Here is a 24,917-nt window from a genome sequence, read left to right on the forward strand (position 1 = left end):
ATATTATGAAGATATTGGTTGTAGGCGGTGGCGGAAGAGAGCATGCTATATGCTGGAAACTAAGCAAAGAAAAGAATATAGATAAAGTTTATTGCGCGCCAGGTAATGCAGGAATTGCAAATGTAGCAGAATGTGTAAATATAAGTGATACTAATATAGAAGAACTTTTAAAATTTGCAAAAGAAAATGAAATAGGTCTTACAATAGTAGGACCAGAAGTACCACTAGTTATGGGTATAGTAGATGAGTTTGAAAAGGAAGGTCTAAGAGTTTTTGGGCCTAATAAAAAATGTGCTCAACTTGAAGGAAGTAAAGCTTTTTCAAAAGATTTTATGATAAAACATAACATACCTACTGCAAAATATAAAGAATATACAAACTTAGAAGAAGCTATATCAGAAATAGATAGCTTTGGATATCCAGTAGTAATAAAAGCGGACGGATTAGCTGCTGGAAAAGGTGTTGTAATACCTGAAAATAGAGAAGATGCTATAGCAACTTTAAAAGAAATGATGTCAGATAAGAAGTTTGGAGCTGCTGGAGATAAAATAGTACTTGAAGAGTTCTTAAAAGGAATAGAAACTTCAATCTTGGCATTTGTAGACAATGACACAATAGTTCCTATGGCAAGTGCAAAAGACCATAAGAAAGTAAATAATTATGAACAAGGACCAAATACTGGTGGGATGGGGACTTTTTCACCTAGTGAAATATATACAGAAGAATTAGCAAATAAAGTAAAAGAGACAGTATTAGAAAAAACTTTAGAAGGATTCAAAAAAGATGGTCTTAACTTTAAAGGTATTTTATTTGTTGGTCTTATGATAACTGAAGATGGAGAGAAAGTACTTGAATACAATGTAAGATTTGGAGACCCTGAGACACAATCTGTTTTATTTAGATTAGAAACAGATTTACATGAGATAATGGAAGCTATATTGGATAATAAATTAAAAGATATAGAAATAAATTATAGTGATGATGAAGCAGTATGTGTTATGCTTACATCAGGAGGGTATCCAGACAGTTATGAAAAAGGAAAAATTATAACTGGTCTTGAAAACCTGGATGATGATATAGTAGTATTCCACAGTGGTACTAAGATGCTTGATGGTAATTTAGTTACTAATGGAGGAAGAGTAATTGGTATAACTGCAAAATCAATTACAGTTAAGGACGCAGCAGAAAAAGTTTATGAGAATATAAAGAAAATAAACTTTGAAGGAATGCACTATAGAACAGACATAGGAAGATAATTTTTCTAAAATGGAGGATAAGGTATGTTGAATACTGAAAATAAAGACTCAATGGTTAGAAGAGTACTAGTTGAAAAAAGAGAAGGTTTTGACCTTGAGGCTAAAGCTTTAAAAAAAGACTTGTTAGAAAGTTTACACATAAGCAATATAGAAAATTTAAGAATATTAAATAGATATGATGTAGAGGGAATATCAGAAGAAGTTTATGAAAATGCAGCAAAAACAATATTTTCTGAACCAAATCTAGATGTAGTATATTATGAAGAAATACCAGAGTTAAATGGTGAAAGAGTATTTGCGATAGAATTTCTTCCTGGTCAATATGACCAAAGAGGTGATTGGGCAGCTCAATGTATCCAAATCGTAAATCAAGGTGTAAGACCTGCTATTAATACAGCAAAGGTTTATATATTATCAGGTCAAGTAACTGATGAAGAGTTTTCTAAAATAAAAGATTACTGTATAAATCCAGTAGATAGTAGAGAAGCATCTTTAGAAAAACCAGAAACATTAAAAATGGAAACTGAAATACCAACAACAGTTGAAGTATTAGATGGGTTTATAGATTTAGATGAAGATGGACTAAAAACATTTGTAAGTGAAAAAGGATTAGCAATGACTTTAGGAGACTTACAACACGTTCAAAAATATTTTAAAGATACAGAAAAAAGAAACCCAACTATAACAGAAATAAAAGTTCTAGATACTTACTGGTCTGATCATTGTAGACATACTACTTTTATGACTGAAATAGAAAATGTAAAAATAGAAGATGGTAAGTTTAATGATATAGTAAAAGAAGCGTATCAAATGTATCTTAACTCAAGAGACAATGTATATGTGAACAGACATAAAGATATATGTCTAATGGATATAGCTACAGTTGCAGTAAAAGAATTAAAGAAAAATGGAAAATTAAATGATTTAGATGAAAGTGAAGAGATAAATGCATGTAGTATAAATGTAGATGTTGAAGTTGATGGTAAGATGGAAAAATATTTAGTAATGTTTAAAAATGAGACTCATAACCATCCAACTGAAATAGAACCATTTGGTGGAGCAGCTACTTGCCTAGGTGGAGCTATAAGAGACCCATTATCAGGAAGAAGTTATGTTTATCAAGCAATGCGTGTTACAGGAAGTGCTGACCCAAGAACAACTTTAGAGGATACTTTACCTGGAAAACTTATGCAGAGAAAAATAACTACAGAAGCTGCTCATGGTTATAGTTCATATGGTAACCAGATAGGTCTTACAACTGGACAAGTTGCAGAAGTATATGATGAAAACTTCGTTGCAAAGAGAATGGAAATAGGTGCAGTTATAGCAGCAGCACCAAAAGAAAATGTAGTAAGAGAAAGACCTGAAGCAGGAGATGTGATAGTTCTTCTTGGAGGAAAAACAGGAAGAGATGGTTGTGGAGGAGCAACTGGTTCATCTAAAGAGCATAGTGAAGAATCAATCTTAACTTGTAGTGCAGAAGTTCAAAAAGGAGATGCTCCTAACGAAAGAAAAATACAAAGATTCTTTAGAAATAAAGAAGTCGCTCAAATGATAAAAAGATGTAATGACTTTGGAGCAGGTGGGGTTTGTGTTGCTATAGGTGAGATTGCTGATAGTTTGGACATAAACTTAGATTTAGTGCCTAAAAAGTACGATGGACTTGATGGAACTGAACTTTCAATTTCAGAATCACAAGAGCGTATGGCTGTGGCTATAAAAAAAGAAAATAAAGATAAATTTATACAATTAGCAGTAGAAGAAAACTTAGAAGCTACACATGTAGCTACAGTAACTGATACAGGATATTTAAGAATGTTCTGGAATGGAAAAGCAATTGTAGATATAAATAGAGAGTTTTTGGATACAAATGGAGTAAAACAAACTACTGATGTCCATGTTACTAAAGTAGATGAAGAAAATACATTCTTTAACTCTAATGAAATAGTAAAAGACGTTAAATGTGCAAGTATGAAAGATAAATTTACAAAAGTATTATCTGACCTTAATGTTTGTTCTCAAAAAGGATTAGTTGAGATGTTTGATAATACAATTGGTGGCAATACAGTACTTATGCCATTTGGTGGAAAGTACCAAGCTACTCCAACTCAAGGTATGGTTGCTAAGATACCAGTACTTGGTGGAGAAACTAATACTTCTACAATAATGACTTATGGATACAATCCAAAGGTAGGAAAATGGAGTCCATTCCATGGTGCTTTATATGCAGTAGTAGAATCTGTGTGTAAATTGGTTGCTATTGGAGGAAATTACAGTACAACAAGACTTACATTCCAAGAGTATTTTGAGAAACTTGGTAACAATCCAGAAAAATGGGGTAAACCATTCTCAGCACTTTTAGGAGCATTCTATGCACAAAGTAAATTTGAGATACCTGCTATAGGTGGAAAAGACAGTATGTCTGGTACATTTAAAGATATTGAAGTTCCGCCAACTTTGGTTTCATTTGCTGTTGATACAGTAGATGCTAGAAAAGTAGTATCTCCAGAATTTAAAAAAGCAGACTCAAAAGTAGTAATGTTATGTGTAAATAAATCAGAAAATGATGTTATAGATTTTGAAGAATTAAAGAAAAACTTGGATAAAGTAAGAGAACTTATACATGGAAATAAAGTTTTATCAACATATGCATTAGGATTTGCAGGTGTGGGTGAAGCAATAAGTAAAATGTCTTTTGGTAATAAAGTAGGATTTAAGTTTAGTGAAGAAGCTGAAAAGGCACTTACAGATGATAAATTATTTGAAGCTAGTTATGGAAATATAGTACTTGAATTAGCGAATGATGATTTAAATGTGTTAGATGGATATAATTACATGATTCTTGGAAGTACAGTTAAAGAAGCTAGTTTATTCATCAAAGGTGAAGAACTTTTATTAGATGAATTATATAAAGCACATTGTAGTACTTTAGAGCCTGTATTCCCAACTAAAGCAGAAGAAGTAAAATCAAAAATAGAGACTATAAATTATATATCACAAGGGGAGGCTAAAAAATCATCATTAAGTATAGCTACTCCAAGAGTATTTATACCAGCATTCCCTGGAACAAACTGTGAATATGATTCTGCAAGAGCATTTGAAAGAGCAGGAGCTAATGCAAATATAAGAGTATTCAAGAATTTAACTTATAAAGATATAGAAGATTCTATAGATACAATAGTAAATGAGATAAAATCTTCTCAAATAATAATGTTACCAGGTGGATTTAGTGCAGGTGATGAGCCAGATGGTTCTGGTAAATTTATAGCTACTGTATTTAGAAATCCTAGAGTACAAGAAGCTATAAATGAGTTTTTAACTAAAAAAGATGGTCTAATGCTAGGTATTTGTAATGGATTCCAGGTATTAATCAAATTAGGATTAGTTCCATATGGGGAAATAAGAGTTCAAAGTGAAAATGCACCAACACTTACTTACAACAATATTGGTCGTCATCAAGCTAAGATTGCTAGAACTAGAATTTCTTCTAATAAGTCTCCTTGGCTGGCTCAAACTAATGTTGGTGATATTCACAATATAGCAGTTTCTCATGGAGAAGGTAAATTTGTTGCTAGTGAAGAAGTTATGAGAGAATTAATTGCTAATGGACAAGTAGCAACTCAATATGTTGATTTTAATAATGAGGCTACTTATGATATTGAATTTAATCCAAATGGTTCATTCTATGCTGTTGAAGGTATAACTAGTGTTGATGGTAGAGTGTTTGGTAAGATGGGACATTCTGAGAGAATTGGTGAGGCAGTATATAAGAATATCATAGGTGAAAAAGACCAAATGATATTTGAATCTGGAGTTAAGTATTTTAGATAAGGTCTTGATATTTAATTGGTAATTACAATATATATTTTTAATATTTAGACTTAGAGAGATGTAATAATATGATGATAATCATTCAATATTACATCTCTTTTTTATTTATATAAAAATAATACATTCTACTCAAGTCAAAATATAAGCTATGTTATAATTAATTATTAAGCAGAATTGGATATTTATTGGAGGTAAATACGATTAATGAAAATATTAATAACAGGGTCTAATGGTCAATTGGGAAAAGAGCTGGTTAACCAATTAAAATCAATCAATCAAAGTATGAATCAACCAAAATACACTATATTAGCTACAACAAGAGATGATTTAGATATATCTAATCAAATTAATGTAGATAATTTTATATTGTATAATAAACCCGATATAGTTATAAACTGTGCAGCATACACGAAGGTTGATGAATGTGAGGATAATATAGAGATTGCATATAAAATAAATGCATTAGGAGTAAGAAATCTAGCCATATCATCAGATAAAGTTAATGCAAAACTTGTCCACATATCAACTGACTATGTGTTCAATGGTTTTTCTAAATATCCATATATAGAAGACAATAAAACTGAGCCCAAGTCTGTGTATGGGAAAAGTAAACTTATGGGAGAAAAATTTGTGGAACAATTCTCACATAAATACTTTATATTGAGAACAGCATGGTTATATGGTGATGGGAATAATTTTGTAAAAACTATGATAAGACTTTCTAAAGGAAACAAAGAAGTTAATGTTGTTGATGACCAATTTGGGAGTCCAACAAGTACAGTGGATTTAGCAAAGGTTATAATAAATATTATGGAAACAGAACATTATGGGGTTTATCATGCGACATGTGAAGGTGAGTGTAGTTGGTATTATTTTGCAAAAAAGATATTTGAATTAAAAAATATAGATATAAAAGTAAATCAAATTAAAAGTAAAGATTTTAAATGTAAGGCTCAAAGACCTTCATATTCTGTATTGGATAATTTTATGTTGAAATTAATTGGATTAAATTCATTTAGGAAGTGGGAAGAATCTATTGAAGAGTATTTAAATGTATATGATAGAGACAGAAAATAAATATACTACTTGTATAAAATAAAATAAGATGTTGTATAAAATATAAATATTTCTTTTATTTATCCGATAATCATAATATGACAAAAACAATTTTAAGGATGGAATAAAGTATGAAAGGAATTATTTTAGCAGGAGGGTCTGGAACAAGACTATATCCTATAACAAAATGTATATCAAAACAAACACTTCCAATATATGATAAACCAATGATATATTACCCTATGTCAGTTCTTATGTTAGCAGGGATACAAGATATACTAATAATATCTACACCAAGAGATATAACAGCATTTGAGGAACTATTTGGAGATGGAAGTTCATTAGGACTTAAAATAACATATGCAACTCAGGAAAAACCAAATGGGATTGCAGAAGCATTTATAATAGGAGAAGAATTTATAGGAAATGATAGTGTATCTCTTGTATTAGGTGATAATATATTTTATGGGTATGGGTTTAGTGAAAGATTAGAGAATGCAGTTAAAAGAAGTGGTGCAACTATATTTGGATATCATGTAAGCAATCCAAATGAATTTGGAGTTGTAGAATTTGATAAAGATTTTAATGTATTATCGATAGAAGAAAAACCTAAAATACCTAAATCTAATTATGCTATACCAGGATTATATTTTTATGATAATGATGTTGTAGAGATAGCAAAGTTTGTTGAACCATCAGCTAGAGGTGAACTAGAAATAACTTCGATAAATAATGAATATTTAAGAAGAGGAAAATTAAAGGTAGAACTTTTAGGAAGAGGTATGGCTTGGCTTGATACTGGTACACATAAAGGTCTATTAGATGCTTCTAACTACGTAGAAGTGGTTCAAACAAGACAAGGATTGTACATAGCATGTTTAGAAGAAATTGCATATACAAAAGGATATATAAACAGAGAACAACTAATGAAATTAGCTAAACCACTGATAAAAACCGAGTATGGTCAATATCTATTAAATTTAGCTAGTGAAGATATGTAATTATGGTAAATAAAATTTATTATAAATTTTATTAAGGAGTTTGTTATAATGGGAAAATTTAAATTTATAAAGACAAAAATAGAAGGATTATATATAGTTGAACCAAATGTGTTTTGTGATGAAAGAGGATATTTTATGGAAAGTTACAATAAAAAGGATTTTATGGAGCAGGGCCTTGATATGTGTTTTATTCAAGATAATGAATCCAGTTCAAGAAAAGGCGTTTTAAGGGGAATGCATTTTCAAACTAGATATCCTCAAGGAAAATTAGTCAGAGTTATAGAGGGAGAAGTTTTCGATGTTGCAGTTGACTTAAGGAAAGATTCACAAACATTTGGAGAGTGGGAAGGAGTAATACTGTCTGATAAAAATAAAAAGCAATTTTATATTCCAGAAGGATTTGCACATGGATTTTTAGTTTTATCAGAAAAAGCAGTATTTACTTATAAATGTACAAATTATTATCATCCAGAATTTGAAAGTGGTTTTCTGTGGAATGATAAGCAAGTATCAATTGATTGGCCTTTAGAAGAAATTGAAAAAATATTATTGTCAGAAAAGGACAAAAAACAGAAAAGTTTTAAAGAGATTTGTATAGAGGTTTATTAGAATTAAAATTTAGGAGAAAAATATGAAAAAAATATTGATAACTGGAGGAGCAGGATTTATTGGGAGTAATTTTGTACATTATGTGCTTAATAAGTATGTAGATTATTTTATTGTTAATTTAGACTTGTTGACTTATGCTGGTAATTTGGAAACATTAAGAGAAATACAAGACAATCCTAACTATAGGTTTGTTAAAGGAGATATTTCAGATAGAGAACAGGTATATAAGTTATTTGAAGAAGAAAAGTTTGACATGGTTATCAACTTTGCTGCTGAATCCCATGTAGATAGGTCAGTTAGGAATCCTGAATTATTTATACAAACAAATATTATGGGAACCCAAGTGCTTTTGGATGCATCTGTAAAATATGGAGTAAAAAGATACCATCAGATTTCTACTGATGAAGTATATGGGGATTTGCCAATTGATAGAAAGGATTTATTTTTTACTGAGAAATCTACTGTCAATCCAAGTTCGCCTTATGCTGCTTCTAAAACATCAGCAGACTTATTAGTAAATTCTTACTATAGAACATATGGATTGCCAATAACAATTTCTAGATGTTCAAATAATTATGGACCATATCATTTTCCTGAAAAATTAATCCCTCTCATGATTCTAAATGCTTTAGAGGATAAGAACTTGCCAGTATATGGTAATGGAACAAATGTAAGAGATTGGTTACATGTATATGACCATTGCACTGCTATAGACTTAATAATACATAAAGGTAATATAGGCGAAATTTATAATATAGGTGGTCATAATGAAAGAAGTAATATAGAAGTAGTAAAAATTATATTAAATCTTTTAGGTAAATCTGAAGATTTAATATCCTATGTAAACGATAGACCTGGTCATGATTTAAGATATGCTATTGACCCATCTAAAATAGAAAATGAGCTAGGTTGGAAGGCGAAATATGATTTTGATTTAGGTATAAGAGAAACGGTTAAATGGTATGTAGAACATGAATATTGGTGGAGAGCTATTTTATCAGTTTAATTTTGAAGTTTATAAAGTTTAGAAAGGGGAGTTTTATATTGAATGATATAAGTTCACTAATTAATATATTGGCATTGACTCAATTATCTGGTAGCAACACTACAAATCAGTGTAATTGTACATATAATAATTCATCTGGATTTGACATGATTATGATGACTTTGTTAAAAGCAATATCACAAAATAATCAACAGACTTCTAATGGATACAATTTATCATCTAATTCTGAAAATTTATTTAATGAGCTTGATAATGTAGTAAATAATACAACTAGTAGATTTATAGATGTTGATACAAAAGATAAAAGTGTAAAGACAAGAATTGAAAATGCTGTAGAGCAAGCATCAAAAAAATATAACATAGATGCAAATCTTATAAAGGCAATAATTAAAGTTGAATCAGATTTTAATCCTAATACAGTTTCTTCTGCTGGAGCTAAGGGTCTTATGCAACTTATGCCAGAAAATTGCAGAGACTTGGGTGTTACAGACCCTTTTAATATAGAACAAAATATAGATGCAGGAACTAGACATATTAAAGAATATATAGATATGTTTGGAGGTAGCATAGAAATGGGGCTGATGGCATATAATGGTGGTCCTGGAAGGATGAAAAGCAGAGGGGTGGAATCAATTTCTGACTTATATAAAATGCCAAAAGAAACACAAAATTATATTCCAAAGGTTATGAAATATTATAGAGGGTAGGCTTTATTATGGGTATAAATATAGATAAGCTAAACATAAGTCCAAGTAGAAATATAGAAGTGAAAAAAACAAAGGAAAATAATAAATTTTCTGATAGCTTAGGTTTCGTAAAACAATCTTCTTCATTAGAGGATATAAAAAGAAATTTTGAAAGTGTAAAAAAGGCTGGAGAAAGGCTTGTACTTACTCAAAATTATGGAGACATTAATAGGTATAAAAATGCTGTAAAAGAATATCTAAAATCTGTTGTAGATAATATGTATTCACTCGATAAAAATAGTAGTTTTTGGGAGCATCAATATTACAAAAATGTAAAGATTGTTGATAATAAACTTGAGGATATGACTAGTAAGTTACTTAGTGAAGAAAAAGAAAACATAGATATTGTCTCTACTGTTGATATGATACAAGGCCTGTTAATAGACATGTATAGATAAGGTTATACGAGGAGAAAAGTTTTATGAATAACAAAAAAGAGGATATATATGAATTGAATTTTGGTCAACTAATAGAAGAAAAGACTGGAGTTATAGAAGAAAATCAAAATGTTTTTAATGCAAAAGTAAATGTATCTGTTTCTATAGGAAAAACAACAGAAACAATAAAAAACATATTAGATTTAAAAGAAGGCTCTATAATAAAATTAAATAAGAATGTAGATGAAAAATTAGATATATATGCAAATGATAGATTGTTTGCTTATGGAGAAAGTATTATTACAAATGAAAAATTATCTATAAGATTATCTAAAATAGAAGATTCAGATATAAATTAACATTTTAAATAGTATCCCTTTAGGTTATTCTGTATGAGTTTAGCTAAGGGGATATTTTTATAAAAATTTTAAAATATGTTCGAATCATATAAATATTTTTATTTTTTGAGCGATAATTAAAATATAAGAATGTAATTTTGGAGGTGAAACTATGGATATTAAAAATGTGAGTTCAAATATTGTAATAAATAATTATCTAAAAAATACGTCAGATGTAAAAAAAGTTCAAGAAGTTCAAAAAACCAGTAAAACAGACAAGATAGAACTATCTAAATTTGCAAAGGAAATGGCAAGTGTATCAAGTATGAGTGATGAGACTATTAGAAATAAAAAAATAGAGGAAATAAAAAGTGCGTTGGAAAATGGAACTTACAAAATAAAGCCAGAAGAAATTGCAAAAAAAATGATAGAGGATATGCGAGGATAAAGTCATGATTACAGACTTAAAAGTTATAATATATGAAGAAAAAAAGATACTTAGTAATATGATGGAGTTATTAAAGGAACAATTTGATTATATAGTTGTAAAAGATATAGAAAATCTAAATAGGTTAAATACTAAACTAGAAGATATCAGTAGAGAACTTGCATCTATAGAGATAAAAAGAAGACAAATTTTTAATGATAATGTCTCAATGAGTGAAGTTATTGAAAATAGTAATGATGAATATTTAAAAGAAATATATGCAGACCTTAAGCGTATTATTGCTTTGGCTAAGAATCAACAAGAGTCAAATGATTCTCTAATAAAGAAAGAACTTATCTTTACGAAAAAAATGATTAATTTTATAAAGCCAGTTGATAAACAAACTACAACTTATAATTCTTATGGAAATATTAGAAAATAGATATTGGGAGGAGAAATATGGCAGGATTATTTTCCATTTTAAATACAGCTAATTCGGGCATGAATGCGCATCAAAAAGCAATACAGACAATTTCTCATAATATAAGTAATCTGGACACCGAAGGTTATTCTAGGCAGAGGACAGAGTTTGCTACAAATAGCCCAATGTATATGCCTAGCTTGAATAATGCAATTGGACGAGGTCAGCTGGGTACAGGTGTACATGTAACAGATGTAACAAGAGCTAGAAATAGTTTTTATGATTATCAATTTAGATCAGAAGCTCATAAATATGGTAAGACAGTTTCAAAGTATGATTATTATAATACTATAGAAACTATAATAAATGAACCATCAGATTATGGTATATCTGCAGGTATAGATGACTTTTTTAAAGGATGGGAATCATTAGCAAAAGATATAAATAGTGACAGTAAAAAAAGTCTCGTGGTAGAAAATGCATCAAATTTAGCAACTTTAATAAGTGAAAGTTATAAGAAGCTTGATAAATTAAAAGGAGATATAGATGATAATATAAATTCTGAAATAAAGCAGATAAATGATATGTTAAAAAGTCTTGAAGATTTGAATAAATCTATTGATGTTATATCTGGCTCGGGTTCTACTCCAAATGATTTACTTGATGAAAGAGATAGAATATTAGATGACTTAAGTTTTAAATTAGACCTTGAAAATAGTGATGTTAAAAATATGCTTGCAGATGGTAAATTAGAACTTAATGAACTAAAAAATCCGGATGGAACTTGGAAAACAGGTGTATCAGGAACCTTACAAGGTTTGTTTGAAATGCATGGCAAAGTTGATACATATAAAAGTGATTTAAAAGATGTATCTGATGGATTAGCTAAACAGATAAACGATGTTTATAATACTTCTGCTGGAATAACAGTAACAGATTTTTTTATAACTTCAAATGTAGCTGGTGAAGATATTATAAAGGTAAATCCAGCTATAAAGAGTAACCCAAACGAATTAAAGCTTACTGCTGATGAGGCTTCAAAGATTGCTAAGTTAAAGGATGAAAAAGTAGATATTGGGGTAGTTGGTGGAAAAGTAAGTACAATAAGTGATCACTATAAAGCTTTTGCAGAATCAGTAGGTTTAGATTCTCAAAAAGTAAATCAAGATGAAGTGAATCAACGTAAAATTATAAATAATATTGATAACTCACGAATGAGTGTTTCAGGTGTATCTTTAGATGAAGAAATGACAGAACTTATAAAAGTACAACGTTCCTATCAAGCTAGTGCAAAAGTTATGTCAACAGCTGTACAACTGTTGGATGTTGTAATAAATGGAATAATTTAATAGCAGGAGGAATCTATAATGAGAGTTAGTACAGGTATGATGTCTAGTAGTTATCTAAACTCGCTACAAGATAATCTACAAAGATTAGATAAGGTTAATAGACAAGTTAATACAACAAAAGAAATAAACAAATTATCAGATAATCCATATAAAGCAATAAAAATATTGAACTCAAAGAGTGAAATAAAAACTATGGAGACTTATGTTGAGAATTGCAAAGATACAGGTGATTGGTTAGAAACTACTGATACTGCATTAGACCAACTGGGGAAATTATTATCAGATATAAAGAAAACTTTGGTAGCAAGTGGTGATGGTGCATATTCAGAGGGAGAGCTAACAACCCTTAGTAAAGAAACTAATGAAAAAATGAAAGAAATTGCAAATGCTTTAAATGCAACACATGAAGGGAAATATATATTTTCAGGTTCAAATACAGGTATACCACCTGTTGAATGTATAGATAATGCTGATGGCTCAGTGAGTTTAAAGTTTAATTCTAGTATAAATCTTAATAAATTAAATGATTCTTTAAGTATGGACATAGCTCAAGGAATAAGTGTAGATTACAATGTTAAATTGAGTAGTCTTGGATTTGACCCAACACAGGCTGACCCATTTAAAGAGCTAAATAACATATCAAAAAAATTGGCAAATCCAGATGCCGATGCTATAAAAGAGCTGACAACAACTTGTCTAGGGGATATGGAGAAACTAATAGAAAATACAGTAAATGTTAGGTCTATATATGGAACAAAAGCAAATACAGTAGAGGCTATGAAGGAGAAAAATGATGATAGTTTGATACAGTTAAAGGATATTCTTTCACAAAATGAGGAAATAGATTATGGAGAAAAGCTTGTTCAATTAAAGGCAGCAGAGTTAACTTATCAAGCTTCACTACAAACAGGAGGAAAGTTATTTAATGTATCTATATTAGATTACATATAGTAAAATAACACAGATATGATGAAGGTTACATTAAAAAAAGGAATACTAGGATTTGAAGATTTAAGAGAATATGAACTTTTAGATATAGAAAATAATGATGTTCTAAAAGAATTTAATTCTACTGAAGAAGATTGTATAGGATTCATTGTTGTATCACCATTTGAAATTATGAATGAATATGAAATATTTTTAAGTCAAGAGACAATTGAAAAACTAGATATAAAGTCTCCAAATGATATTATGTTGTTTAACATAATCACTCTTGGAAGGACATTTGAAGAATCAACTGTGAACATGAAAGCTCCTATAGTAATAAATATAAGAAATAATTTTGCAATGCAAATAATATTACCGGATGAGGAATATTCAATCAAGCATCCACTATTGCGAGGTGATGGTGGATGCTAGTAATTTCAAGAAAAAAAGATGAAGCAGTACTTATAGGAGATAACATAGAAGTCAAAGTTGTAGGAGTAGATGGAAATAATATAAAACTAGCTATATCTGCTCCTAATAACATAACTATATTGAGAAAAGAAATATATGAGAAAGTAAAAAGTGAAAATATAAAGGCCACAAATAAAAATATAAAAATTCTAAAATCATTAAAATAAAATGTTTGGAGGAAGTAATATTATGTATGGAGAAAATCCTTATAATTCGTACAAGCAAAATGCAGTTTTTATGGCATCAAAGGAGCAACTGTTGCTTATGCTTGTTGATGGGACAGTAAAATATACAAAAATAGCCAGAGCAGCTATTATAGATAAAAATACACAGAGAGCACATAGAGAGCTTATAAGAGTTCAGGATATATTTACAGAACTGATGGTTACATTGGACCAAAGTGCAGGGCAATGGGCAAAAGATATGTACAAAGTTTATGATTTTGTAAGATATGAACTTTCAAGAGCCAATATTAGAAAAGATATTCAAATAATAGATAATGTGTTACCTGTAATAGAACAAATTAAAGATACATGGCATGAAGCTGATAAAAAAAGTAAAGAAGAAAGAAGTAGGTATAAATAATGGATTTAAATTTAGATAAACTAAATGAGTTATCACAAGAAGAGTTATTACTAATGCTTGTAGATGGGACAGTAAAATATACTAATATATCAAGGGATGCACTTTTAAATAAGGATTATTTAAAAGCACATAACGAACTTGTAAGAGTTCAAAATATATTTACAGAATTGATGGTTACATTGGACCAAAATGCAGGGCAATGGGCAAAGGATATGTATAAGGTTTATGAATTTACAAAAGCTGAATTAATAAGAGCTGATGAAAATAAAGATGTCAAAACAATTGATGATATATTGCCAATAGTAAAACAAATCAGAGATACATGGCATGAAGTTTATAATAAATTAGAAATATAATTATAGATGGGGGATAAAAATATGTCAAGTATAAGTCCTATAAGAGTTACAGGCCTTTCAGGAAATTTTGATATGGAAGGTATAATAGAAGCTAGTATGACAAGAGATAAAGAAAAAGTTGATAAAGCAAAACAAGATCAACAAATAGTTAAATGGAAGCAAGAAATATATAGAAATATTATACAAGAATCAAAGGATCTTTATGATAAGTATTTAAGTATAGACTCTCCTAACAGTATAGTAAGTAAAAATGCCTACTCTGCTACAAGAATAACTAGTTCTGATGAAAGTATTATAGTAGCAAAGGGGTCAGCTGGTGCAGAGAAAATAAATTATCAATTTGCAGTTTCTCAAATGGCTGAACCAGCAAAAGTTACTATTAAATTAAACTCAAGTGAGCCTATTGTTCAACAATTTCCACCAAATGCTAGTGGAGCAAGCTCTTTAACTATCGGAGGTGTAAATATACCAATATCTGAACAAGATACCACAAGTACTATTGTAAGTAAGATAAATTCACTTTGTGCAGATAGTGATATAAAGGCTTCTTATAGCGAGATGACAGGTGAATTGATTATTTCGAGAAAACAGACTGGTTCATCATCAGAACTTGATTTAAAAGTAAATGGGAATGATAATTTAGCTCAACAAATTGCTGATGATAATGGTATTACATTTGGAACTGATGCTAGTGGAAGTAAATTTGCAGTAGTAAATGGGAAAAATATGGAAGCTGATGTAACTGATGAACAGGGAAGAGTAACGCATATAAGTAAAGAACAGAACTCATTTAAAATAGATAATATTGATTACAATGTAAATTCAAAAGGTACTTCTAAACTAGTTTCTGTTACTGATACTGAAGAAGCTACTAAAAACATGAAGGCATTTGTAGATGATTATAATAAGTTGATGGATAAGGTTTATGGACTAGTTACCACTAAAAAGCCAAAAGATTATCCACCTCTTACAGATGACCAAAAAGAAGATATGACAACTGAGGAAATAGAAAAATGGGAAAAAAAGGCTAAAGAAGGTATACTTAGAAATGATGATGAACTAAGATCTTTTGTTGAAGATATTCAATCTGCATTTTTCGGAGATGGAAAAAATATTACTATATTAAGTAAACTGGGTATCAATGAACATGAGAATTATAATAAAAAGGGTCAAATATCATTTAATGCAGATACTTTTTCAAAGGCTCTTATAGATGATAGTGACAAAGTGTACAAAACTTTGGCTGGATATTCTTCAAATTATGATGATAAAGGAATGTTTGAAAAGCTAAAAGATATTGTATATGATTATTCAGGAAGCTCATTCTCTAAATTTGTTAAAAAGTCTGGAATAGAAAAGACTTCTTCTGCCAGTGAAAATGTATATTCAAAACAAATTGCAGAGCAAGAAAAAAATATAAACAGACTAGTTGAAAAAATGAATGATAAAGAAAAAAGACTTTATGCTAAATACTCAGCTTTAGAGTCTTTATTAAATCAATATTCTTCTCAGATGAACTATTTCTCGCAAGCACAAGGTAATTAGTTATGGATAAATTAAAAGAAAAAATAAATTTATATAAAGATATATCTTTACAAATTATAGCTTTGATTAAAAAAGAGGAGTATAAAAATATAAGTAATAGAATAAATGAGAGACAAGATATTATAGATAGTATAAGTGAAGTGGATAAAGATGATTTTATACAGCTTTATAATGATAATGAATTAATTGAAATTGATGATAGAATAAAAAATTATTTACAAGAACAATTGTCAGAAGTAAAAAAAGAGTTACATGAGTACAAGCTTACTAAACAAGTAAACACAATGTATTATAGTTTAAATAGAGAAAAAGTAAATATTTTTAATAAAAAAGTATAAAGTTATAGGTTAGCTTGTCCGATGATATAAGTGAAGAATTAATATAAAAAGTTAAAAGTAGAAATGACAAGGATGTCAACTATACTAAGGAGGGTAAAATAATGAGAGTTAATACAAATGTAAGTGCTTTGATAGCAAACAATCAAATGGGAAGAAACGTAAATGCTCAAAGTAAATCTATGGAGAAGTTATCTTCTGGGGTTAGAATAAAGAGAGCTGCTGATGATGCTGCTGGACTTGCAATATCTGAGAAAATGAGAGCTCAAATAAAAGGTTTAGACCAAGCAGGAAGAAATGTTCAAGATGGTATATCTGTTGTACAAACAGCAGAGGGTGCATTAGAAGAGACTGGAAATATACTACAAAGAATGAGAACTCTATCATTACAATCTTCAAATGAAACTAATAATGCTGAGGAAAGAGATAAAATAGCTAATGAGTTATCACAATTAAAAGATGAGGTTGAAAGAATATCAAGTTCAATAGAATTTAATGGTAAGAAGCTACTTGATGGAAGTTCTACAGAAATAAGATTACAGGTTGGGGCTAACTATGGAACAAATGTTGCAGGTACAACTTATAATAACAATGAAATAAAAGTTGCACTAGTAAATACTGCAAGTATAATGAGTAAAGCTAATATAACAAGCACTACAATAGCAAGTATGAATGTAGATGGAGCTTCAGGAACTGAAGCAGCTAAACAAATGGTATCTAGTTTAGATGCAGCTCTTAAAGAATTAAATACATCAAGAGCTAAATTAGGGGCACAACAAAACAGACTAGAATCAACTCAAACTAACTTAAGTAATACTTTAGAAAATGTTACAGCTGCTGAATCAAGAATAAGAGATACAGATGTAGCTTCAGAAATGGTTAACTTATCTAAAATGAATATATTAGTTCAAGCATCACAATCAATGCTTGCCCAAGCTAATCAACAGCCACAAGGAGTTTTACAATTATTAGGATAAAATAATTTTGTATATTAGATAGAGAAGAAAGAGTAGGGCTTTGCTTTACTCTTTTCTTTTTTAGAAAATATATCTTTGAAAGGAAAATACATATGTTACTTAGTATAGTTATGGTTGTCAAAAACGAAGATAAGATACTTGAAAAAACTTTAAAATCATTAACAACATTAAGAAATTCTGTAGATAGTGAGCTTATAATAGTCGATACAGGCTCTACAGATGATACTATAAAAATATCTAGAAAATATACAGAAAATGTATATTTCCATAGTTGGAATAATGATTTTTCTAGTATGAGAAATATATCAATATCCTATGCAAAGGGTGAATGGTTACTTATATTAGATGCAGATGAAATACTAATTGATTCTTCAACTATTGTAAGGTTTTTTAAAGATGGGCTTGATAAAAAATTCAATTCTGCTTCTATACAATTAAAAAACCTTTACTCATATGATAAAAAATCATATGGATATTGTTCAGTACTAAGACTTTTCAAAAACATTGACTTTAAATATCGTGGTAAAGTACATGAACAACCAATATACAAAAATCCTATATTTAATAATGTTGCTGATTTTGAACATTATGGATATTTGTTTGAAGATGAAGAAATAAGGATAAACAAAGTAAAAAGAAATGAAGAATTATTATTTGAAGAGTTAAAAGAGAATGAAAGTTCTCCATATATAAATTATCAATTAGGGAAAAATTTTATTATATTAGGAAAATATCAAGAAGCTTTAGATTATCTTGAGAAATCTTATGAATTATACTCTGAACTAGAATCTGCGCCTGGTTACTTGATAACAAGCCTTGTAAAAACATATTTATATCTAGGAAAGCATAAGAAGTGTGAAAAATTATGTTTAAAATATATTAAGAAAGATATGAATAATATTGATATATATTATTATATGGCACAAGCGCAAGTGGATTTAGGTAAATATGAGAATAGTATAGATTCGTATAGAAGATATCTTTATCTATTAGATAATTATGAAGTAAGTACACAAGCAAATAGTTTATTTTCAGATACTGATACAGTAGGGCTTAGAGATGAAGCTATTATTACACTAATAAAAGTTTATTATAAGCTTGAAAAATATGATTCAGTAATTTCGGAATACAATAATATTGAAGATATTGAAAAAAAGAAAAATGTGTATTTTAGTGTATTTATGTCCTTATATAAATTGAATAGATTTGAAGATATAAAAAGATATTATAAAGAAGTTCCAAATTCTAAGGTTGAAAAAAATAGTTTTTATAGAGATATAGAAGAAGTTATAAATAATCTCAAAGATGATGAAAAAGAATATGTATATAAAATCCTTTGTGATATTGATAGTAATTATGGTCTTTTAAATCAGATAAGAATAAGTAAATATGTATCTATAGATAGGTGTAAAGAAATACTCAATGAAGAAAAAGAAGTAATTTATGCATATCTTATAAAAATAGTTTTTGAAGAAGATATTGATTTGTTAGATATTTTTTATGAAATGGAATATGTATGGATAGAGAAATATTTAAAATATCTTTTAGCATTTGAAAGAAGTCTTAATCTTAAGTTATATAAATATATAATTAGTCGTCCAAATACATTAGAAATAGAAAAGATAAGAGTATATAAAATTATATCTAAAGTAGTTTTAGAAAATATTAGTTTAAATGACAAAAAGTATAAGGATGTTTTTTATCTTTATATAATGTACTCTTATAAATACATAAAATACATATATAGTAACCTGAGTGATTTTGAATTAATAAAGTTTGTGTGTAATGATTTAGATAAATTTACTATAGAATTTAAACATATACTTGATATTAAAAATAGGGTAAATGATGATAATGAAAAATTAGAATATATACGTAATCTGAAGAAATTACTAAATGAGTATCCTTTTTATAATAAAATAATAAAAATACTTATAAATGAATTTGAAGAAAATATAAAAGAAAGCCAAGAATTTAAAGAGTTAAAAAATAGCTTTATTATTAGTATAGAAAATATGATTGAAAATGGGAAAATAAATGATGCAAAATTATTGGTAGAAGACTACTCAAAAACATTTATGGATGATGTACAAATTTTAAATATAAAGGGAATTTTATATATGTTTGAAAATAAGTTTGATGAAGCTGATTTTATATTAAAAAAGGCATTATCATTAGATGTAGAAAATGAAGATACTATATATAATATAGAATACTTAAAAAGTTTAAGATAAACTCAAAAATAGGAGACTTGAATAATGAATGTACCAATAATGGTTAATGAAAAATCTAAAGATATAATAAAAGATTGGCAATATACATGTGAAAATGAAGATATAAAATTTACAAGTATAATCATATTGACATACAATCAAATAGAATATACTAAATTATGTATTGAAAGTATTAGGAAATTTACTCCAAAAAATAAATATGAAATAATAATAATTGACAATAACTCTACTGATGGAACAGTTGATTGGTTAAATGAACAATCAGATATAAAATCTGTATATAACAACAAAAACTTAGGATTTCCAAAAGGGTGTAACCAAGGGATTGAATTAGCTAGAGGAGAAAATATATTGTTATTAAATAATGATGTAATCGTTACTCCTAATTGGCTTTACAATTTGAATAAGGCTTTATGGTCGCAAGATAACATAGGTGCTGTGGGACCGATAACAAATGCATGCTCATACTATCAGCAAATTGATGTGGATTACGAGTCAATTGAGGATATGTTTATATTTGCTCAAAAGATAAATAAATCTAACATCAATTCATGGAAATATAGGGTTAAATTAGTTGGTTTCTGTATGTTGATAAAAAAATCAGTATTAGATAATGTAGGTGTTTTAGATGAGTTATTTACACCTGGAAATTTTGAAGATGATGATTTATCTTTTAGAATGTTAGAAGAAGGACACAAGTTATTGTTATGTCAGGATACTTTTATACACCATTTTGGTAGTGTATCTTTTAAAGAAAATCGCAGTAAATATACAGATATAATGGATATTAATAGAAGAAAATTTGAGGCTAAGTGGGGCTTTAATCCAGAATACAGTGGGATGATACGAATTGATTTAATTTCTAGAATGGATGACAACAAGGAGAAAAATATTAATGTTTTAGAAATAGGATGTGGGATAGGAGCTACACTCCTAGAAATAAAAAATATGTATAAAAATTCATCTGTATATGGAATAGAAATAAGCGAATCGGCAGGTAAATTAGCAAAAAATATTGGAGATGTACTGATAGCAGATATAGAAAAAATACAATTAGATTATAAGAAAAACTTTTTCGATTATATAATATTGGGTGATGTGCTTGAACATTTAGTCAATCCATGGAATATAGTCAATGACCTAAAGAGATATCTAAAGAAGGATGGGTATTTGATATCAAGTATACCAAATATTATGCATGTATCTGTTTTAAGAAATCTTGTGCAAGGGCATTTTACATATACTGATTCAGGAATTTTGGACAAGACTCATTTAAGATTTTTTACATTAAATGAGATAATAAAAATGTTTAATGATAGTAATTACATAATAGATAATATTGGTGCTACAAAAACGAATCTTTCAGAAACTGATAGTAGATTTATTGATACAATATGTACAGAAAGTGATGAAGATATAAGAGAACAATATGAGTGCTATCAATATATAGTAAAAGCTTCTAATTATGCAGATACTAAAAAGTATTCTAGTGTTAGTATGGTCAATTTAAAATATGCTTTAATGAGAATTGATAATGAATTAGATGTAGATAGTAATCTAAGTTATATATTTGATAATTATAATATAACTGAACAGTGTTTTATTGATGATATTGAATATTTAGTTGATATGTTTTCAATAAATAAGACAACTATACTAAATAGATTAGGTGCTGAGGCGTATAATAGAGGTTTAGGCGATTTTAGTATAAGTATGTTTATGGTAGCTTTAAATATAGATAGAGATAATATTGATACAATGTATAATATAACTAGTGTATTATGTGATTTAAGAGAATTTGAAGTTGCTTATGACTTAATTATGAATAGTAGTGAGAAAGTACAAAGTGATAGCGATATAAAAGATATATTTAATTTTATTGAGGGAAGAAAGAAGTATGAATAATGAAAAGATATGTTTTATAACCTGTGTAAATGATGAAAGGCTTTATGAGGAATGCCTTGTATATATAAATAGCTTAGATATTCCAAAAAATTTTAACATAGAAACAATTGCTTTGAGAGGAACTAGTTCAATTGCATCTGCTTATAATAAAGCCATAAGAGAAGTAGATGCTAAATATAAGGTATATTTACATCAAGATACTTTTATAATTAATAAAAATTTTATATATGATATTTTAGATATATTTAATAAAAATACTGATATAGGAATGATTGGTGTAGCTGGAGTAAAAGATATACCTATGAGTGGAGTTTGGTGGGATTCTGATAATAAAGTAGGAAAAGTATATGATAGTCATACAGGGAGAATGGATATTTATGAATTTAATAGTTTTGAAGGCTATTTTGATGAAGTCATGGCTATAGATGGATTAATTATGATTACTCAGTATGATGTATTATGGCAAGAAGATAAATTTGATGGATGGCATTTTTATGATTTATCACAAAGTATGGAGTTTAAGAAAAATAACTACAAGGTTGTTATACCAAAGCAAGATAAACCTTGGTGTATGCATGATTCTGGGATAGCAAATATAAGTAATGGCTATAATGAATATAGGATGAAATTTGTAAAAGAGTACATGAAACTTGATTTAAATAGAGAAGGTTTTTTTGAATTTGATAAGAATAAAGCAAAAGCAATACTTAAAAGTAATAAATCTGTTGTGGATTGTATGAAAGAGGAGCTTGAGATAGAGTTAAAATTAAAGAATTATGGAGCTGTTTTGGAGATTGTTTCTAAAATTGCTTGTTTTTCTGTTTTTAATCACACTGGTTTGTATTCTTGTGAAAGATGTGAAAGGTCATTATTAGAATGTGCTAATAATTTACCTAAAGTAGATAATATAAAATTATTTACGAAAAAAGATTTTAAGAGAAAAAGAGTATTGCATGTTTTAAGTGAAGGATATCCAACAGGTGGCCATACAAAAGTAGTTAAAAACTGGATTGATAATGATAAAGATTCTATTCATTCGCTTGTAACTACATGGCAATCAAAGACTTTGCCAAGCTGGTTGCTAAAATCAGTAAAAGATAGTGGTGGTGAAATTATATCTTTAGATTCAATCTCCAATGACTATTTGGAAAGAGCTATGGCTTTAAGGACAATAGCTTATGATTGGGCTGATATAATTGTTTTATATGTTCATATGTGGGATACAATACCCATTGTAGCTTTTGGAATGGATGGGAAAATACCTGTTTTATATGTTAACCATTATGATAGTACTTTTTGGCTAGGGTCAAGTATTACAGATATTGTTATTGATTTTAGCGAAGTTAGCCAACTAGTTACATTGAATAAAAGAGGTATAGATAAGTCTGAGATACTACCCATTCCACTAAAAGAAAAAGAACAGTTTTCGAAATCTGAAATTAGAAAAAAGTATGATTTGGATGATGATATAACAATAATTTTAACTATTGCCAGTGAAAGAAAATATAATAGCGTAAATGATATTAATTACTTTAAAATTGCTAAAACAATAATTGAAAATACAGATAATACTATTATTATTGTTGTAGGTGTTGATACTAACAATAGCTATTGGAAAACACTAAGTAGTGTTACAAATGATAAAGTTATATGCTTTGGAGTTATAGAGGAGATAGATGATTTATATAAAATATCAGACATATATCTAGAATCTTTTATGGTGGGAAGCCATACTTCAAAATTAGATGCAATTTTATATGATTTAATTCCTGTCAAGTTTAAAAATGAAACTTCACCAATTTTTACAAATATGTGGGATTTTATAGATAAATTTGACTATGATAATATTGGAGAGGTTGTAGATATGATAAAAAGATATAATGCTGGTGGTCTTCATAGAAAAAAGCTAGAAGAAAAACAGTCAAAAATAAAACATTTCATTATAGATAAACATTGTACTGCAATAAAAGACTGTATAGATAAAGCGTATAGTAAGGCTGATATTCATAAAGTCAAATATAATTTACATAAAAATGATGAAATTGAAAACTATCAATTATTTGTAGCCTTATATGGGCATGTAGTAGAAAATAAAAAGAGTTATAGGTGATAAAATGGATAATATTTGTATCAAACAATTTGAAAATTATTTTCAGGAAGATTGGGACTATTTTGTAGAAAATAAATCTATAAATGGAACATTTCTTCAAACTCGAAATTTTATTAATTATCATAAAGAAGGTAAATTTTATGACCATTCACTAATGATATATAAAGGTAAGGAGATAATTGCAGTTATACCTGCATGCGAAGTTTATGAAAATAATGAAAAAATATTCTTTTCTCATTTAGGTAGCACCTTTGGTGGAATTTTAATAGGAAGTAGTTTCAATGATATTAAACATGTAAAGGCTATTACAAGTATATTAGAAGAATATTTATATAAAAAAAATTTTAATAAAATATTACTAAGAAATACGTCAAAAATATTTTGTAAAGCAGATACTTCATTGTTAGAGTATTTTTTATTTAAGAATGATTACATGTTTTATGATGAATTAAGTATGTTTTTAGAATTAAATAAGTATAAAGAAAATATATTGAAAAACTTTAGTTATAGCAAAAGAAGAGATTTTAAATATTCTTTAAAGAATAATCTTACCTTTAAGAGATTATATGATGATAAAGATGTAATATCTTTTTTTGAATTATTATCTAATTGTTTAGATAGAAAAAGTGCCAAATTGATACATTCAATAGAAGAACTCTTGGACTTCAAAAATAATAGATTAAAAGATATTGTAGAATTTTATGCAGTATATATTGATGATATTATGATTTGTGGTAGTATGGTATTTAATTTTCAAGATAAGGTTTATCATACTCAATATCTAGCATCAGATTCAGCATATAATAAATATTATCCAATGATATTTTTAAACTATAATCTGATTAAAAATGCCTCAGATAGGAATTTCAAATATTTGTCATTTGGAATTAGTACATTAAATAAAGGAAAATACTTAGATGAAGGTTTGGCAATATTTAAAGAAGGCTTTGGCTCAAGTGGTGTTTGCAATAGAACATATTATAAAAATATAAATAAGTAATAAATCATATTTTATAAAATTTCTTGATTGCAGTAAATCTGTAGTATTTTAGTTT

At 28.2% G+C, this 24,917-nt stretch carries 24 protein-coding genes; all 24 read left to right on the forward strand.

Annotated elements, in window-relative coordinates; translation table 11 throughout:
• Positions 1–5: 5 nt before the first annotated feature.
• Positions 6–1,256, forward strand: a complete 1,251-nt coding sequence (gene purD / locus ACTG44_RS01670; RefSeq protein ID WP_479921155.1) for a phosphoribosylamine--glycine ligase — start codon at positions 6–8, stop codon at positions 1,254–1,256.
• Between the two features lie 24 nt (positions 1,257–1,280).
• The gene (locus ACTG44_RS01675; RefSeq protein ID WP_479921156.1) at positions 1,281–5,087 is read left to right on the forward strand and encodes a phosphoribosylformylglycinamidine synthase; all 3,807 of its coding nucleotides are present in this window, start codon (positions 1,281–1,283) and stop codon (positions 5,085–5,087) included.
• Between the two features lie 204 nt (positions 5,088–5,291).
• Complete coding sequence (rfbD, locus tag ACTG44_RS01680; RefSeq protein WP_479921157.1) at positions 5,292–6,164, forward strand: dTDP-4-dehydrorhamnose reductase; 873 nt, start codon at positions 5,292–5,294, stop codon at positions 6,162–6,164.
• A gap of 110 nt (positions 6,165–6,274) precedes the next feature.
• Positions 6,275–7,144, forward strand: coding sequence for a glucose-1-phosphate thymidylyltransferase RfbA (rfbA, locus tag ACTG44_RS01685; RefSeq protein WP_021382660.1), 870 nt, complete (start codon positions 6,275–6,277; stop codon positions 7,142–7,144).
• 48 nt (positions 7,145–7,192) lie between these two features.
• The gene (gene rfbC / locus ACTG44_RS01690; protein ID WP_021382637.1) at positions 7,193–7,753 is read left to right on the forward strand and encodes a dTDP-4-dehydrorhamnose 3,5-epimerase; all 561 of its coding nucleotides are present in this window, start codon (positions 7,193–7,195) and stop codon (positions 7,751–7,753) included.
• A gap of 22 nt (positions 7,754–7,775) precedes the next feature.
• Positions 7,776–8,759, forward strand: a complete 984-nt coding sequence (gene rfbB / locus ACTG44_RS01695) for a dTDP-glucose 4,6-dehydratase (protein WP_021382642.1) — start codon at positions 7,776–7,778, stop codon at positions 8,757–8,759.
• Between the two features lie 38 nt (positions 8,760–8,797).
• Positions 8,798–9,466 carry a lytic transglycosylase domain-containing protein gene (locus tag ACTG44_RS01700; protein WP_021382652.1) on the forward strand — a complete coding sequence of 223 codons (669 nt, stop codon included), beginning with the start codon at positions 8,798–8,800 and terminating at the stop codon, positions 9,464–9,466.
• 8 nt (positions 9,467–9,474) lie between these two features.
• The gene (locus tag ACTG44_RS01705) at positions 9,475–9,903 is read left to right on the forward strand and encodes a YaaR family protein (protein ID WP_021382610.1); all 429 of its coding nucleotides are present in this window, start codon (positions 9,475–9,477) and stop codon (positions 9,901–9,903) included.
• Between the two features lie 23 nt (positions 9,904–9,926).
• Positions 9,927–10,241 (forward strand): FliM/FliN family flagellar motor switch protein, encoded by a 315-nt coding sequence (locus ACTG44_RS01710; RefSeq protein WP_021382667.1) that lies wholly within the window; start codon positions 9,927–9,929, stop codon positions 10,239–10,241.
• A gap of 151 nt (positions 10,242–10,392) precedes the next feature.
• Positions 10,393–10,668: a flagellar biosynthesis anti-sigma factor FlgM gene (gene flgM / locus ACTG44_RS01715; protein WP_021382661.1), complete on the forward strand. Its 276-nt coding sequence runs from the start codon at positions 10,393–10,395 to the stop codon at positions 10,666–10,668.
• A 4-nt stretch (positions 10,669–10,672) separates the two neighbouring features.
• Positions 10,673–11,089: a flagellar protein FlgN gene (locus ACTG44_RS01720; RefSeq protein WP_021382636.1), complete on the forward strand. Its 417-nt coding sequence runs from the start codon at positions 10,673–10,675 to the stop codon at positions 11,087–11,089.
• A gap of 17 nt (positions 11,090–11,106) precedes the next feature.
• On the forward strand, positions 11,107–12,417 hold the full coding sequence (flgK, locus tag ACTG44_RS01725) for a flagellar hook-associated protein FlgK (protein WP_021382649.1): 1,311 nt from the start codon (positions 11,107–11,109) through the stop codon (positions 12,415–12,417).
• 18 nt (positions 12,418–12,435) lie between these two features.
• Positions 12,436–13,368, forward strand: coding sequence for a flagellin N-terminal helical domain-containing protein (locus tag ACTG44_RS01730; RefSeq protein ID WP_021382616.1), 933 nt, complete (start codon positions 12,436–12,438; stop codon positions 13,366–13,368).
• 15 nt (positions 13,369–13,383) lie between these two features.
• Positions 13,384–13,776: a flagellar assembly protein FliW gene (gene fliW / locus ACTG44_RS01735; protein ID WP_021382608.1), complete on the forward strand. Its 393-nt coding sequence runs from the start codon at positions 13,384–13,386 to the stop codon at positions 13,774–13,776.
• Positions 13,770–13,982, forward strand: a complete 213-nt coding sequence (gene csrA / locus ACTG44_RS01740) for a carbon storage regulator CsrA (protein ID WP_021382614.1) — start codon at positions 13,770–13,772, stop codon at positions 13,980–13,982. The genes fliW and csrA overlap by 7 nt, the downstream gene beginning before the upstream one ends.
• Before the next feature lie 22 nt (positions 13,983–14,004).
• Complete coding sequence (gene fliS / locus ACTG44_RS01745; RefSeq protein ID WP_021382653.1) at positions 14,005–14,400, forward strand: flagellar export chaperone FliS; 396 nt, start codon at positions 14,005–14,007, stop codon at positions 14,398–14,400.
• The gene (gene fliS / locus ACTG44_RS01750) at positions 14,400–14,756 is read left to right on the forward strand and encodes a flagellar export chaperone FliS (protein WP_021382605.1); all 357 of its coding nucleotides are present in this window, start codon (positions 14,400–14,402) and stop codon (positions 14,754–14,756) included. The genes fliS (ACTG44_RS01745) and fliS (ACTG44_RS01750) overlap by 1 nt, the downstream gene beginning before the upstream one ends.
• Before the next feature lie 21 nt (positions 14,757–14,777).
• Positions 14,778–16,301, forward strand: coding sequence for a flagellar filament capping protein FliD (gene fliD / locus ACTG44_RS01755; protein ID WP_021382662.1), 1,524 nt, complete (start codon positions 14,778–14,780; stop codon positions 16,299–16,301).
• A 2-nt stretch (positions 16,302–16,303) separates the two neighbouring features.
• On the forward strand, positions 16,304–16,639 hold the full coding sequence (locus ACTG44_RS01760) for a flagellar protein FliT (RefSeq protein WP_021382655.1): 336 nt from the start codon (positions 16,304–16,306) through the stop codon (positions 16,637–16,639).
• A 101-nt stretch (positions 16,640–16,740) separates the two neighbouring features.
• Entirely contained in the window at positions 16,741–17,613 is an 873-nt protein-coding gene (locus ACTG44_RS01765) for a flagellin N-terminal helical domain-containing protein (protein WP_021382629.1), read from the forward strand.
• A 92-nt stretch (positions 17,614–17,705) separates the two neighbouring features.
• Positions 17,706–19,847 carry a glycosyltransferase gene (locus ACTG44_RS01770; RefSeq protein ID WP_021382640.1) on the forward strand — a complete coding sequence of 714 codons (2,142 nt, stop codon included), beginning with the start codon at positions 17,706–17,708 and terminating at the stop codon, positions 19,845–19,847.
• 24 nt (positions 19,848–19,871) lie between these two features.
• Complete coding sequence (locus tag ACTG44_RS01775) at positions 19,872–21,752, forward strand: bifunctional glycosyltransferase family 2 protein/class I SAM-dependent methyltransferase (RefSeq protein WP_021382607.1); 1,881 nt, start codon at positions 19,872–19,874, stop codon at positions 21,750–21,752.
• On the forward strand, positions 21,745–23,862 hold the full coding sequence (locus ACTG44_RS01780; RefSeq protein ID WP_021382654.1) for a glycosyltransferase: 2,118 nt from the start codon (positions 21,745–21,747) through the stop codon (positions 23,860–23,862). The genes ACTG44_RS01775 and ACTG44_RS01780 overlap by 8 nt, the downstream gene beginning before the upstream one ends.
• A 4-nt stretch (positions 23,863–23,866) precedes the next feature.
• Positions 23,867–24,862 carry a peptidoglycan bridge formation glycyltransferase FemA/FemB family protein gene (locus tag ACTG44_RS01785; protein ID WP_021382606.1) on the forward strand — a complete coding sequence of 332 codons (996 nt, stop codon included), beginning with the start codon at positions 23,867–23,869 and terminating at the stop codon, positions 24,860–24,862.
• Positions 24,863–24,917: the final 55 nt, after the last annotated feature.

This window comes from Clostridioides sp. LIBA-2809 (genome assembly GCF_056688965.1).

Excerpts from the sequence above, each read along its gene's own strand:
- fliS (WP_021382653.1), top strand. The coding sequence starts at position 14,005 with ATGTATGGAGAAAATCCTTATAATTCGTACAAGCAAAATGCAGTTTTT.
- fliS (WP_021382605.1), top strand. The coding sequence starts at position 14,400 with ATGGATTTAAATTTAGATAAACTAAATGAGTTATCACAAGAAGAGTTA.
- flgM (WP_021382661.1), top strand. The coding sequence starts at position 10,393 with ATGGATATTAAAAATGTGAGTTCAAATATTGTAATAAATAATTATCTA.
- ACTG44_RS01710 (WP_021382667.1), top strand. The coding sequence starts at position 9,927 with ATGAATAACAAAAAAGAGGATATATATGAATTGAATTTTGGTCAACTA.
- ACTG44_RS01765 (WP_021382629.1), top strand. The coding sequence starts at position 16,741 with ATGAGAGTTAATACAAATGTAAGTGCTTTGATAGCAAACAATCAAATG.
- csrA (WP_021382614.1), top strand. The coding sequence starts at position 13,770 with ATGCTAGTAATTTCAAGAAAAAAAGATGAAGCAGTACTTATAGGAGAT.
- ACTG44_RS01780 (WP_021382654.1), top strand. The coding sequence starts at position 21,745 with ATGAATAATGAAAAGATATGTTTTATAACCTGTGTAAATGATGAAAGG.
- flgK (WP_021382649.1), top strand. The coding sequence starts at position 11,107 with ATGGCAGGATTATTTTCCATTTTAAATACAGCTAATTCGGGCATGAAT.
- rfbA (WP_021382660.1), top strand. The coding sequence starts at position 6,275 with ATGAAAGGAATTATTTTAGCAGGAGGGTCTGGAACAAGACTATATCCT.
- ACTG44_RS01785 (WP_021382606.1), top strand. The coding sequence starts at position 23,867 with ATGGATAATATTTGTATCAAACAATTTGAAAATTATTTTCAGGAAGAT.
- fliW (WP_021382608.1), top strand. The coding sequence starts at position 13,384 with ATGATGAAGGTTACATTAAAAAAAGGAATACTAGGATTTGAAGATTTA.
- rfbC (WP_021382637.1), top strand. The coding sequence starts at position 7,193 with ATGGGAAAATTTAAATTTATAAAGACAAAAATAGAAGGATTATATATA.
- rfbB (WP_021382642.1), top strand. The coding sequence starts at position 7,776 with ATGAAAAAAATATTGATAACTGGAGGAGCAGGATTTATTGGGAGTAAT.
- purD (WP_479921155.1), top strand. The coding sequence starts at position 6 with ATGAAGATATTGGTTGTAGGCGGTGGCGGAAGAGAGCATGCTATATGC.
- rfbD (WP_479921157.1), top strand. The coding sequence starts at position 5,292 with ATGAAAATATTAATAACAGGGTCTAATGGTCAATTGGGAAAAGAGCTG.
- fliD (WP_021382662.1), top strand. The coding sequence starts at position 14,778 with ATGTCAAGTATAAGTCCTATAAGAGTTACAGGCCTTTCAGGAAATTTT.
- ACTG44_RS01775 (WP_021382607.1), top strand. The coding sequence starts at position 19,872 with ATGAATGTACCAATAATGGTTAATGAAAAATCTAAAGATATAATAAAA.
- ACTG44_RS01760 (WP_021382655.1), top strand. The coding sequence starts at position 16,304 with ATGGATAAATTAAAAGAAAAAATAAATTTATATAAAGATATATCTTTA.
- ACTG44_RS01675 (WP_479921156.1), top strand. The coding sequence starts at position 1,281 with ATGTTGAATACTGAAAATAAAGACTCAATGGTTAGAAGAGTACTAGTT.
- ACTG44_RS01770 (WP_021382640.1), top strand. The coding sequence starts at position 17,706 with ATGTTACTTAGTATAGTTATGGTTGTCAAAAACGAAGATAAGATACTT.
- ACTG44_RS01730 (WP_021382616.1), top strand. The coding sequence starts at position 12,436 with ATGAGAGTTAGTACAGGTATGATGTCTAGTAGTTATCTAAACTCGCTA.
- ACTG44_RS01720 (WP_021382636.1), top strand. The coding sequence starts at position 10,673 with ATGATTACAGACTTAAAAGTTATAATATATGAAGAAAAAAAGATACTT.
- ACTG44_RS01705 (WP_021382610.1), top strand. The coding sequence starts at position 9,475 with ATGGGTATAAATATAGATAAGCTAAACATAAGTCCAAGTAGAAATATA.